13 protein-coding genes are annotated in these 12,156 nt (G+C 74.5%); 9 read left to right on the top strand and 4 right to left on the bottom strand.

Annotation, left to right across the window (positions count from 1 at the left end):
* Window positions 1-19 precede the first annotated feature (19 nt).
* The 3 genes from BM051_RS17790 to BM051_RS17780 all read left to right on the top strand — a co-directional run bounded on the left by BM051_RS17790 (window position 20) and on the right by BM051_RS17780 (window position 1,940).
* A complete protein-coding gene (locus tag BM051_RS17790) occupies window positions 20-1,033 on the top strand; it encodes a Rieske (2Fe-2S) protein (protein ID WP_092531394.1) in 1,014 nt (337 codons plus the stop codon).
* Between the two features lie 125 nt (window positions 1,034-1,158).
* Entirely contained in the window at window positions 1,159-1,554 is a 396-nt protein-coding gene (locus BM051_RS17785) for a hypothetical protein (protein WP_092531392.1), read from the top strand.
* Window positions 1,551-1,940 (top strand): Imm1 family immunity protein, encoded by a 390-nt coding sequence (locus tag BM051_RS17780; protein WP_092531390.1) that lies wholly within the window; start codon window positions 1,551-1,553, stop codon window positions 1,938-1,940. The genes BM051_RS17785 and BM051_RS17780 overlap by 4 nt, the downstream gene beginning before the upstream one ends.
* On the opposite strand, the gene BM051_RS17775 is transcribed toward BM051_RS17780, so the two are convergent.
* Genes BM051_RS17775 through BM051_RS17765 form a run of 3 tightly spaced genes read right to left on the bottom strand, consistent with a single transcriptional unit; the run spans window position 1,908 to window position 5,166 of the window.
* Window positions 1,908-3,473, bottom strand: a complete 1,566-nt coding sequence (locus tag BM051_RS17775; protein WP_092531388.1) for an FAD-dependent oxidoreductase — start codon at window positions 3,471-3,473, stop codon at window positions 1,908-1,910. The genes BM051_RS17780 and BM051_RS17775 overlap by 33 nt on opposite strands.
* On the bottom strand, window positions 3,470-4,198 hold the full coding sequence (locus tag BM051_RS17770) for a class I SAM-dependent methyltransferase (RefSeq protein WP_092531386.1): 729 nt from the start codon (window positions 4,196-4,198) through the stop codon (window positions 3,470-3,472). Before BM051_RS17770 ends, BM051_RS17775 begins: the two co-directional genes overlap by 4 nt.
* Entirely contained in the window at window positions 4,195-5,166 is a 972-nt protein-coding gene (locus BM051_RS17765; protein WP_092531384.1) for a phytoene/squalene synthase family protein, read from the bottom strand. The genes BM051_RS17770 and BM051_RS17765 overlap by 4 nt, the downstream gene beginning before the upstream one ends.
* A gap of 95 nt (window positions 5,167-5,261) precedes the next feature.
* Between BM051_RS17765 and BM051_RS17760 the strand changes: the two genes are divergently transcribed.
* Complete coding sequence (locus tag BM051_RS17760) at window positions 5,262-5,723, top strand: SRPBCC family protein (RefSeq protein ID WP_092531382.1); 462 nt, start codon at window positions 5,262-5,264, stop codon at window positions 5,721-5,723.
* Between the two features lie 308 nt (window positions 5,724-6,031).
* On the opposite strand, the gene BM051_RS17755 is transcribed toward BM051_RS17760, so the two are convergent.
* Complete coding sequence (locus BM051_RS17755) at window positions 6,032-6,211, bottom strand: hypothetical protein (protein ID WP_092531380.1); 180 nt, start codon at window positions 6,209-6,211, stop codon at window positions 6,032-6,034.
* 129 nt (window positions 6,212-6,340) lie between these two features.
* Between BM051_RS17755 and BM051_RS17750 the strand changes: the two genes are divergently transcribed.
* From BM051_RS17750 to folP, 5 genes are all read left to right on the top strand, one after another.
* Window positions 6,341-7,531: a zinc-dependent alcohol dehydrogenase gene (locus BM051_RS17750; RefSeq protein WP_092531378.1), complete on the top strand. Its 1,191-nt coding sequence runs from the start codon at window positions 6,341-6,343 to the stop codon at window positions 7,529-7,531.
* An 82-nt stretch (window positions 7,532-7,613) separates the two neighbouring features.
* Window positions 7,614-8,573, top strand: coding sequence for a DUF6528 family protein (locus BM051_RS17745; RefSeq protein ID WP_134045986.1), 960 nt, complete (start codon window positions 7,614-7,616; stop codon window positions 8,571-8,573).
* Between the two features lie 97 nt (window positions 8,574-8,670).
* On the top strand, window positions 8,671-9,624 hold the full coding sequence (locus BM051_RS17740) for a LysR family transcriptional regulator (RefSeq protein WP_092531374.1): 954 nt from the start codon (window positions 8,671-8,673) through the stop codon (window positions 9,622-9,624).
* A 151-nt stretch (window positions 9,625-9,775) separates the two neighbouring features.
* A complete protein-coding gene (locus BM051_RS17735; protein WP_208325865.1) occupies window positions 9,776-10,927 on the top strand; it encodes a S1 family peptidase in 1,152 nt (383 codons plus the stop codon).
* 194 nt (window positions 10,928-11,121) lie between these two features.
* Window positions 11,122-11,991: a dihydropteroate synthase gene (gene folP, locus BM051_RS17730; protein ID WP_092532059.1), complete on the top strand. Its 870-nt coding sequence runs from the start codon at window positions 11,122-11,124 to the stop codon at window positions 11,989-11,991.
* Window positions 11,992-12,156 lie beyond the last annotated feature (165 nt).

Here is a 12,156-nt window from a genome sequence, read left to right as displayed (position 1 = left end):
CTCACTAGGCTTGGCGGGCGTGGACGTGCGAAGCGCGCTGTACGAGCGGTGGCCGCGCCGGTGGCCGGTGCGGCCGTTGCCGGCCGAGCGGTGGGCCGCGCAGGAGCCGACCTACCGGGACGCGAGCCCGGCGCTGATCGAGGCGGCGACGAAGCGGGCGCAGGCGAGGCCGGCGGGTAACTGGTTCGTGTTCGCCGCCAGTCGGGAGGTGCGCGCCGATCGGCCGTTCGGGGCGCGGGTCGGTGGGATCGAGCTGGTGGCGTGGCGGGATCGGGACGGGCGGCTGTTGGTCGGGCCGGGCGCGTGCCCGCACCTCGGCGCCCCGCTGGCCCAGGCCAGGGTGGAGTGCGGGCGGTTGGTGTGCCGGTGGCACGGGTTGCCGCTCGGCGCGGAGGGGCGATTCGGCTGGTCGCCGCTGCCCAGTCACGACGACGGGGTGCTGGCGTGGGTGCGGCTGGACCGGCTGGGCGGCGAGCCGCCGCTGGACCGCCCGGTGGTGCCGCGCCGGCCGGCGGCCGCGACGGCCGTGGACGCCGTGGCGACGATGGTCGGCAGCTGCGAGCCGGTGGACGTGGTGGCCAACCGGCTCGACCCGTGGCACGGGGCGTGGTTCCACCCGTACTCGTTCTCCCGGCTGCGGGTGGTGTCGGCGCCGGGGGAGGGCGACGTGCCGGAGGAGGAGGACCGGTTCCTGGTCGACGTGACGTTCCGGGTCGGCCGGCGGCTCGGGGTGCCGGTGCGGGCGGAGTTCACCTGCCCGGAGCCGCGGACCGTGCTGATGCGGATCGTCGAGGGCGAGGGGGCCGGCAGCGTGGTGGAGACGCACGCGACGCCGCTCGGTCCCGGCCCGGACGGGCGCCCTCGCACCGCGGTCGTCGAGGCGACGGTGGCCAGCTCGCCGCGGCCCGGCTTCGCGGTGGCGCGGGCCGCGGCGCCGGCGCTGCGTCCGGTGATGCGCTGGGCCGCGGCCCGGCTCTGGAAGGACGACCTCGCCTACGCCGAGCGCCGCTACCACCTCCGCACCGCGCCCTGATCCCGCGGCGGAACGGGTCAGTCACCCGGTCGGCGGTCACGTGCGTCACCGGCAACGCCCACGATCGAACACGGTCGCAAGGGGGCGTCGGTGTCGGTCGAGGAGCTCGCGGGGCGGTCGACGGCGTGCTCGGCCTGGTGCGGCGCTGCCGCGTCGCGCTCCGCGAGGCCACCGGCGCGCTGGAGGAGATGGCGGAGATCCTCGCGGGGCTGGTGGCCGGCAGCGGTGACCCGGAGGCCGCTCGGCTCCCCGCCGCGACCGGGCAGGCCGCCGAGGAGCTCACCCGGCTCACCACGCTGCTCGAGCCCGTCGGGCGGGACCTCCGCGCCTACCTCGACAGCCTTGGTGCCATACGGCCGGCGCCAACCGCACCGCCGGCTCCACCGGCGCCGGACACTGGGTCGGTGCCGACCGCTGCGGCGGAGCTCCCGTCGGAGCTGGTACCACCGGGGGCTCGCTTGCGGGTCGTGCAGGGAGACGGAACGATTCGTGTGTACGAAGGAGGAGGCTCGCCAGGATGACCGACACCGCGACCTATCGGGCCGGCGTTCCGACCTGTCGCGATGGCATGTCCGGTGGTGAGAACTTCCCGGTGAGTACTCCGGAGGACGTGGACCGACTGGTGGAGCTGCTCGCGGAGCCCGAGGTCTACACCGCGTCCCTCCAAGCCGCCGAAGGCATGGCGGTGATGGATGCCCACGTGCAGGACGGCTACGGCTACCTGGAGTACTACGGCCTGGACCGCTCCGCCGTCAGCGTCGGTGATCCGGACTCGCCGGCCGTGGAGTCGGAGACCGAGTTCCCCGCCGGCGCCGGGGTGCCGCTGGAGCGGTTCCGGAAGGCCCTTGTCGAGTTCGTGACCACGGGTGGGGAGCTACCGACCGCCGTGGAGTGGCGGCTGGGTTGAGCCCGGCCGCCGTCTCGAGGTGGCCGAGCGGGTCAGCAGGCGGTGCAGGGGTTCCAGCAAACCGCGGGTCGGGACGGTGTGCAGGGTGTGGCCGGCCAGCCCCCAGCGGGCGAGCAGGCAGTTCGCCGCGTGCCAGCCGGTCGTGGCGGCACGCTCCATGAGCGCCACCGGCAGGTCGACGCGCACCCCGTCACCGGCGAGCACCACCCCGTCCACCGGCGTGCGCACCCGCGGTCGCCGGGCGAAGTCGCCGAGCCCGAACAGCGGGCAGTCCGCCCGCCACTCGCTCAGCTCCCCGACCACCCGCGCCCCGGCCGTCTCCGGGTACACCTCGTGGAGCCGCCGCAGCATCCCGCCGGCCACCTCCTCCGGCGACCCCTGCGCCGCATACGCGTGCAGCTCCACCACCGAGCCCCCGGTCCGCCGTGCCCACCGCGCCGCGGACGCCTCGAACCGGTCCAGCACGCTGACGTTGTCCAGCGGCGGCCGGCCACCGGTGCCGAGGAACGCCGGCCGCCCGGCCGCCACCGGGTCGGCCAGCCACAGCCGACGCACCAGGAACGGCGGCGCGGTCCGCAGGTCGGCCACCGCCGCGCGCCACTCGGGCGTCCCCAGGCCCGGCGAGCCGGCGACGATCCGGCGCAGCCCGGCCACGTCCGCCGCCAGCACCACGCCGTCCACATCGGACGACCCGGAGCGGGTGTGCAAGCGGAACCCGGCCGGCAGCGGCTCCACGCCGGTCACCGTGACCCCGGTGCGGATTCGCACCCCGCGCGCGTCCAGGTAACCGGCCAGCGGGTCCCACAGCGCCACCGGGAACGTGTCGGCCGGCACGTCGAACACCAGCCCCTCGGCCGAGCCCAGGAAGTACAGGTGGAACATCACCGCCAGCTCCGCCGCCGACATCTCCCGCGGCGGCGCGAAGAAGCTGCGGGAGAACACCTCGAACGCCAGGTGCCGCGCCGCCGGCGGGAAGTTGATCCGGCGCAGGAACGTCTCGGCGTCCACCTCGTCGAGCAACGCGTAGGTCTCCGGCACCCGCACCGCCGCCAGCGGCAGCGCCGCCCGCGCGTCCAGCCGCAGCAGGTCCCGCCAGCCGAACGTGGGGCTGCGCAGGGCGAACGCCAGCGCGTTCCACGGTGGCGTGCGCGGCAGCCCGCGGAACCCGTCCCACCGCCCCTCGGCGTCCACCAGCGGGTAGTCGTCCACCGGCACCAGCCGGCGCAGCTCCGGGTCGGTCCGCCGGAGCAGCATCCGCAGGTTGTAGTACTGCCGGAAGAACGCGTGGAACCCGCGGCTCATCGCCACCGCCGTCCCGTCCGGCAGCCACGCCGGCCAACCGGCCACTCGCCCGCCGAGCCGGTCGTCCCGCTCGACCAGCTCCACCGCCACGCCCCGCTCGGCCAGCCCGGTGGCCGCCGCCAGCCCGGCGATGCCGCCGCCCACCACCGTCACCCTGGGCCGCCGGCCGAGCGCCCCGGCGTCGGCGAGCCCCGGCGGCGCCGGGTGCCGGACCCGCCGCCGGTCCCTCACCGCCGCGCTCCCGGCGCCGTGGCCAGGAAGGTGTGCACCACGCCGCGCTGCCACCCGGTCATCGTCTCGGTGTGCACCCCGGTGAACCCGGCCCGCCGCAGCCGCTCCTCGAACGCCCGCACACCGTCGAAAGTGGACACGCTGCGCCACAGGTGTCGGTAGAGCGTGGCGTCCCCGGTGAGCAGCCGCCCCGCCGGGATGATCACGGCCCAGCACACCGCGTGCCACACCGCGCGGGTCGGCATCGAGTCGCGCACCGAGTACTCGTGCACGGCCAGCGACGCGCCCGGGGCGAGCAGCCCGCGCAGCGCCCGGAGCTGCCCGTCCGGATCGGCCAGGTTGCGCACCAGGTAGGCGGCGAGGACGCCGTCGAACGGCCCGCGCACCCCCGCCTCGGCGAGGTCCTCGACCCGGCTGTGCACGAACCGCACCGACTCCGGCCACGCCTTGCGCCGCGCCAGTGCGAGCATCTCCGCCGACGCGTCCACGGCGGTGATCCGCGCCCGCGGCGCCGCCGCGAGCAGCGCCGCGGTGGACGCCCCCGTGCCGCAGCCGGCGTCCAGCAGGTGCAGCCCTTCGCCGCCGCCGGGCAGCCGCAGCCGCCGGGCGGACAGCCGCAGGTGGGCGTGATAGCCGGGGTTGGCCCCGACCAGCTGGTCGTACGCCGCGGCCGCGGCGTCGAACGCGGCCGGAACCTCGCCGCGGGGCAACCCGGTCAACCTCATATGTGCTCCTTTCCCGACGGTCCCGAACCGGCCAGCCGGCGCCGACCACGGGCCACCACGGCCCGGGACAGCGCCGTCCCCGCCACGGCGAGCCGGCGGCCGGTGCCGACCGCGACCCGCCGGGCGAACACGTCGTGGTCCTGCGCCTCGATCCGCTCCAGGATGCCCCCGTAGAGGCGGAACGCGGTGGCCACGCACGGCCGGGACACCGGGTCGAGCATGGCGATCCCCGGCCAGGCCCGCCGGTAGATCGCGCGTGTGGTGGCGATCTGGTCGGCCAGCGCCCTGCGCACCCTCGGCTCGGCGCGCCCACGGTCCCGGCACCACCGCAGCAACGCGCGGTCCACCCCGAACGCCGCCAGCTCGTCGGCCGGCAGGTACACCCGGCCGCGATCGAGGTCCTCGGCCACATCGCGGAGGAAGTTGGTCAGCTGGAACGCCGTCCCCAGCGCCGCCGCGGGCCCGCGCGCCTCCGTGAGGCTGGTCACCGTGCCCAGCACCGGCAGCACCTGCAGCCCGATCACCTCGGCCGAGCCGTGCACGTACTCGGCGAGCGCCGCCCGGTCCGGGTAGTCGGTGGTGGTCAGATCCATCCGCATCGACCGGAGGAACGCGGTGAACAGCTCCGGCGCGATTCGGTAGCGGCGCGCGGTGTCCACCACCGCGGCGAGCACCGGGTCGTCGCTGTGCCCGCGGGCCAGCCCCGCGGCCAGCGCGACCGCGAGCTCGTCGAGCCGGGCGGCGACCGTCGCCGGTGCCGTGCCCGGTGTCGCCTCGTCCACCAGGTCGTCGGTCCACCGCGCGAACCCGTAGAGGGCGTGCACGGGCGGCCGTTGCGCCGGCGCCAGCAAGCGCGTCGCCAGGTAGTAGGTGCGGCCGTGCCGGGCGTTGAGCTCCCGGCAGCGCAGGTACGCCCGCCGCAGCCGGGGCTCCCGGATGCCGGCCGCGTCCAGCTCGCGTCCGGTCACCCCGCACTCCAGGTGTAGCCGGCGCCGACCGAGGTACCCCCAGTACACGAACGCGACGCGGGCGGGCCACTCCGGCCGCCCCGGAAGGAGGCACCGTGAGCACCATCACCGAGTCGGTGGATGTCGAGGTCCCGATCCCGACCGCCTACAACCAGTGGACGCAGTTCGAGTCCTTCCCGGAGTTCATGGAGGGTGTCGAGCAGGTCCGGCAGCTCGACGACACCCACACGCACTGGGTGACCGAGGTCGGCGGGGTGACCAGGGAGTTCGACGCCACGATCACCGAGCAGCACCCGGACGAGCGGGTGGCGTGGAAGTCCGACAGCGGTCCGCGTCATGCCGGTGTCATCACCTTCCATCGTCTGGACGACAACACGACCAGGGTGACCGCGCAACTCGAGATCGACCCCGAGGGCTTCGTGGAGAACGTCGCCGACAAGACCGGCACGCTGAAGCTGCGGGTCAAGGGTGACATGAAGCGGTTCAAGGAGTTCATCGAGCGGCGCGGCGCGGAGACCGGGGCCTGGCGCGGCGACGTGCCCCGCCCCGGCAGCTGACCCCGAGCGGCCGTCCCCGGTCCCGCACCGGGGACGGCCGTGTCGTATCGAAGGCGTACGGAAGCGGTACGGGAGTCGTCTGGGCACCAGCGGCACCAGCGGGCCGAGGCCCGTAGCGGTCCCGCCGGCCCGGCAGCGTGACGGCGCCGGCAGCGTGACGGCGCCGGATCCGGCCCCAGCCACTCGACCACGCCGAGCATTCGGGGCCGGCGCTTGATGATCCCGCCGGCGAGCGGCGGCAGGAACACCCGGCCGCCGCCCCGCGGCGTGTCGAGCACCGTCGCGGTACCCGGCACGTCAGCCGGCGGCTACCGCGGCTCTTTCCGCTCCTCGTCGAACGGCGGCACCTCGGGGTCGTCGTCGGCGGGCGGCTCGGGGTCCCGCCACTCCTCGGCCCTGGTCGGCCGGTTGCCCTGCAGCATGCCACTCAGCTCGGCCTTCAGGTCGTCGTCCTCGCGGGGGCTGTGTTGGTCGCTCTCGCGTCGCATCGCCACCTCCTCGGTCCGGCTCGGTCCGGTTCGGTCCCGAGCGCATACCCGGTCGCGTTCGGGGGAAAACGGGTTGTCACCCGCCCCGAACGGGTACCCGAAGCTCCATCCGACGGTGAAAGGGGCACGATGAAAGCGGTCACCTGGCACGGCAAGCGGGACGTCCGGGTCGAGACGGTCCCCGACCCCCGGCTGGTGGAACCCACCGACGCGATCATCCGCGTGACCTCCACCGCGATCTGCGGCTCCGACCTGCACCTGTACGAGGTGCTCGGGTCGTTCCTCGACGAGGGTGACGTCCTCGGCCACGAGCCGATGGGCGTGGTGGAGGAGGTCGGCGCCGCCGCCGGCGACCTGAAGCCCGGCGACCGGGTGGTCGTGCCGTTCAACATCGCCTGCGGGCGGTGCTTCATGTGCGAGCGCGGCCTGCAGTCGCAGTGCGAGACCACCCAGGTGCGGGACAAGGGCAAGGGCGGTGCGCTGTTCGGCTACACCAAGCTCTACGGCCAGGTGCCCGGCGGGCAGGCCGAGTACCTGCGCGTTCCGCAGGCGCACTACGGGCCGATCACGGTGCCCGAGGGGCCGCCGGACGAGCGGTTCGTGTACCTGTCCGACGTGGTGCCGACGGCGTGGCAGGCGGTCGAGTACGCCGACATCCCCGAGGGCGGCAGCGTCGCGGTGTTCGGGCTCGGCCCGATCGGCCAGATGTGCTGCCGGATCGCCCGGCACCGTGGCGCCGGCACGGTGATCGGCGTCGATTTGGTCACCGAGCGCCTCGCCATGGCCGGCCGGCACGGCGTGGACACCCTCGACGTCCGCGCGGAGCGCGACGTCGCCGGCGCCATCCGGGAGCGCACCGACGGCCGCGGGCCCGACTCGGTGATCGACGCGGTCGGGATGGAGGCGCACGGCGCACCACTGTCCAAACTGGCCCAGGAGATGGTGACCCTGCTGCCGGGGCCGATCGCCGCGAGGTTGACCGAGAAGGCCGGCATCGACCGGTTGAGCGTGCTGCACCTGGCGATCGACACCGTGCGCAGGGGCGGCACCATCTCGCTGAGCGGCGTCTACGGTGGCATGGTCGACCCGATGCCGATGATGGACCTGTTCGACAAGCAGATCCAGCTGCGGATGGGCCAAGCCAACGTGCGGAACTGGCTGGACGACGTGCTGCCGCTGGTGACCGACGAGGACGACCCGCTCGGCGTGGAGGACCTCACCACCCACCGGCTGCCGCTGGAGGAGGCGCCGTACGGCTACGAGATCTTCCAGCAGAAGCGGGACGGCGCGATCAAGGTCCTGCTACAGCCGACCGGCTGAGCGGTGTCACGGATTTGTTGGGATCTCGTAGGTTCACCTGAACGTCGACCACCGGCCGCGCTGGTCTGGTAGTCCTGACCACATGAGAAGAATGTCGGTGAAGGCCCTGCTCGCGGCGCTGGTGGCCGTGGTCGCGGCCACCCTCCCGTCCCCGGCGGCCGCGGACGACGGCAGCCGCCTCGTCGCGATCACGGACCAGCGCTACGACAACCACGCCGCGGCGCGGATTCGGCTGCTCGACCCCGACGTCGCCGACTGGGGTTCGGCGGCCGCGCAGAGGTGGACCTGGCATCCCACCTCGAACAACGGGTTCGGCGGGCTGACCGGGGCGTGGGGCCTGCCGACCGACGTCAAGCTGCGCAAGGACCGGGCCGGCGCCTACGTCGCGGTGGTCTCCGACTCGCGCGGGCTGGCGGCGCTGGTGACCTACCCGGGCGGCCGGCGCGTCTGGGGGGTGAACGCTGGCGCGCCGAGCAACCCGCACAGCGTGGAGTTGCTCCCGGACGGCAACGTCGCGGTGGCGGCCAGCCACGGCAACTTCGTCCGCGTCTACACCGCGTCCCAGGGCGCGAGCTCGGCCCGCTACACCCAGTACACGCTGGCCGACGCGCACGGTGTGCACTGGGACCCGGCTCGGCGGGTGCTGTGGGCGCTCGGCAAGACGGAGCTGGTGGCGCTGACGGTGGGCGGAACGGCCGCGGCACCGACCCTCACCCGGTCCCACGCCTGGGCGCTGCCCACCAGCGGCGGCCACGACCTCGCGCCCGCGCTGGAGGACGACGACGTGCTGTGGATCAGCACGTCGAGCCACGTGTACCGGTACAGCAAGTCGCGCGACGCCGCGGTCGCGACGTACCCGCTGGCGACCGTGAAGAGCGTCAGCAGCATGCCCAACGGCCAGCAGGTGCGCACCGCACCGAAGGCCGGCTGCCGGACGGGCTGGTGCACCGACACCGTGACGTTCCGTGGCCCGGACTTCACCCGCACCCGCCCCGGTGCGCAGATCTACAAGGCCAGGGTGTGGAGCTCGCGCTACCGCTGAGCTCGCACCGTTTCTGACCATCGACGCGCGATTCCCTACTTCCGGCCGGCGCTGGTCGGTGGTACCCGGCGGGAGCCGGCCGGCCTAACGTCGAGCCATGGATCTGGAGCTGCGGCACCTGAAGGTGGTCTGCGCGATCGCGGACACCGGCAGCGTGACGAAGGCCGCCGCACGGCTGGGGCTCGCCCAGCCGGCGCTGTCGGCACAGCTCCACCGGATCGAGCGGACGCTGGGCGGTGCCCTGTTCGAGCGGGACCGCCGCGGCGCCCGCCCGACCGCGCTCGGCGAGCTCGTGCTGGCCCGCGCCAGGGTGTTGCTGCCGGCGGTGCGCGGCCTGCAGGAGGACGCCACCCGGCTGGCCGGCGCCGCGGCGAACCCGCACCACTGCCGGATCGGTGCGATCAACACCCCGGTGCTGCGCGGGCTGGTGCACCGATTCGCCGCGGACTTCCCGCACGCCCACGTCGCCACGCACACCTCGTGGTCGGTGGGCGAGCTGGTCGGGATGCTGGTCGCCGGCCGGCTCGACTTCGCCCTGATCGGGCTGTGCGGCACCGCGTCGCCGCCGACCGAGCCGGGGCTGGTCTGGCGGGAGGTGGGGCTGGACGCGGTGGGTGTGCTGCTGCCGGAGACGCACCCGCTGGCCGCCGGCGACGAGGTCCGGCTGGCCGACCTGGCGCTGGCCCGCTGGGCGGCCACCCGCGGCGAGGGCTGCTTCGGCGACTGCTTCGCCGCCGCGTGCACCCGCGCCGGGTTCACCCCGCTGCCGACCTACGAGACGGACGTGGTCAGTTGCATCGAGCTGGCCCAGGCCGGCGACGCGGTGGTGCTGTGCAAGCCGAGCTTGCCGCCGCTGGCCCGGCTGCGGGCCCTGCCGCTGGCCGGCGCCCCGCTGCGCTGGCGGCACTACCTCGGGTGGCACGAGGAGGCGCCGGCGACCGTGCTCGGCGAGCGGATGGCGCGGTACGCGGAGGAGGCGTTCGCGGCGGCGGTGCGGCGCAACCCCGCGTACGCGCGGTGGTGGCGGCGCAATGCCGACGAATTGAGGTAACGCCAACGATATGAGGTAACTAGTATTGGCGCCGCCGCGGCGCACCGACCTAGCGTTTTGACCGAAAGATTCGCCTCGTCCCTGCCTCGGCTCGGCCCGCCCGACCAAACCCGGGCGGGCCGTGCCGGTCACCCTGCGAAGGAGAAGCGGCATGTCCCGCAGACTGCTCCGACTACTGTCAGTGGCGGTGCCGACCGCGGCGCTGGTCGCCGCCATGGCCATTCCCGCCACCGCGGGTTCCGTCACCCCGGAGACCCCCGGCACCGACATGTTCACCGCGTACCAGCGCGACCTCGGCCTGACCGCCGAGCAGGCGCGCGCCCGGCTCGCCGGCGAGCAGCGCGCGATCGCCGCCGACCAGCGGCTGCGCGCGGAGCTCGGGAACCGGTTCGTCGGCTCGTGGTTGACCGACGACGGCAGCCGCCTGGTCGTCGCGGTCGCCGACGAGGCCGACGCGGACGCCGTGCGTGCCGCCGGGGCCGTGCCCACGGTCGTCGCACACGACAAGGCCACCCTCGACGCGGCCAAGGCCGCGCTCGACCGCAACGCGGAGACCGCGCCGGAGTCGGTGGTGTCGTGGTACGTCGACGAGCAGGCCAACGCCCTGGTGGTGCTCGCGCACGGCTACGCGGTGGGTGCCGCGGAGCGGTTCGCTGCCGACAGCGGGGCACCGGCCGGCACCGTCCGGATCGAGGCCACCGCGGAGCGGCCCCGACCGCTGTACGACGTGCGGGGCGGCGACGCCTACTACATCGACAACCGGACCCGCTGCTCCATCGGGTTCTCGGTGCAGGGCGGCTTCGTGACCGCCGGCCACTGCGGCCGGGTCGGCTCCACCACCGCCGGGTACAACCGGGCCACCCAGGGCACGTTCCAGGGTTCGTCCTTCCCAGGCAACGACTACGGCTGGGTGCGGGTGAACTCGAACTGGACCCCGCAGCCGGTGGTGAACGGTTACCGCTCGGGTGGGAACGTGCAGGTGCGCGGGGCCACGGAGGCGCCGGTGAACGCGTCGGTGTGCCGGTCGGGCTCGACCACCGGGTGGCACTGCGGCCGGATCACCGCGCGCAACGCCACCGTGACCTACCCCCAGGGCCGGGTGAGCGGGCTCATCCGCACCACCGTCTGTGCCGAGCCGGGTGACTCCGGCGGGTCGCTGGTGACCGCCGACCGGAACAACGCGCACGCACAGGGCGTGACCTCCGGTGGCTCCGGCAACTGCCGTTCCGGTGGCACCACCTACTTCCAGCCGGTGGGGGAAATCCTCAGCCGCTACAACCTGCGCCTGCTCACCGCCGGCTGACCTCGCGGCACCCCCTTCGGTCCGCCGCCAGCCTGCCCCGGCCCGTCCCGCGGCCGGGGCAGGCCCGTGCCCGCGCCGATCCCGCGCAGCCGGTCTCCGACCGGATCCGACGGGTGGGCCGGTGGGTCCGCTAGCGTGGCGGGGAGGACGCCACCGCCGGTCGGTGGCGTCCGCGCCGTCGAACGGGGGTGGGCATGCCGAACGAGCTGGTGTTCCGGGGCCGCAGGGTGGTCCGCGACCGCGCGCTCGTGATGGCGATCGTCAACCGCACCCCGGACTCGTTCTACGACCGTGGCGCCACCTACGCCCGAGACGCCGCGCTGGCCGCGGTGGACCGGGCGGTCGAGGAGGGTGCCGACATCGTCGACGTCGGCGGGGTGAAGGCAGGGCCCGGCGCCGAGGTGGACGCCGCCGAGGAGATTCGCAGGGTCGTGCCGCTGGTCGAGGAGGTCCGGCGGCGTCACCCGGACCTGGTGATCAGCGTCGACACCTGGCGCCACGAGGTGGGCCGGCGGGCCTGCGCCGCGGGGGCGGACCTGCTCAACGACACCTGGGCCGGCGCCGACCCCCGGCTGGCCGACGTCGCCGCCGAGTTCGGCGCCGGTTACGTCTGCTCGCACACCGGTGGAATCCCGCCGCGCACCCGGCCGTTCCGGATGCGCTACGCCGACGTGGTGCGATCCGTGGTCGAGGAGACCACGCGGCTGGCCGAGGCCGTGGTGGCCCGCGGCGTGCCCCGCGAGGGGGTGCTGCTCGACCCGACCCACGACTTCGGCAAGAACACCTGGCACGGGCTGGAGCTGCTGCGGCACGCCGACGCGCTGGTGGCGACCGGGTGGCCGGTCCTCATGGCCCTGTCCAACAAGGACTTCGTGGGGGAGACGCTCGGCGTGGAGGTGACCGAGCGGGTCGACGGCACCCTCGCCGCCACCGCGCTGGCCGCCGCCGCGGGTGCCAGGGTGTTCCGGGTGCACGAGGTGCGCCGGACCCGGCACGTGCTGGAGATGGTGGCCGCCGTCCAGGGGGACCGCCCACCCGCGCGCGTCGTGCGCGGGCTCGCCTGAGTCGCCCTCGCACCCCAAGCTGAACCTCGACGTCGTGGTGCCATCACGGCGCCAGAACGTCCTGCCGAGGTACGGCTCGTACTCCAGCAGCACGTGGTGATCGTGGTCGGTGTCAGAGCCATGTCAGAGCCGTGTCAGTCGTATGGCTGGTCCGTCGGTGAGGGT

Source organism: Amycolatopsis arida (assembly GCF_900115565.1).
GTDB classification, from domain to species: Bacteria; Actinomycetota; Actinomycetes; order Mycobacteriales; family Pseudonocardiaceae; genus Yuhushiella; species Yuhushiella arida.
This window is presented reverse-complemented; position numbering and strand designations above follow the sequence as displayed.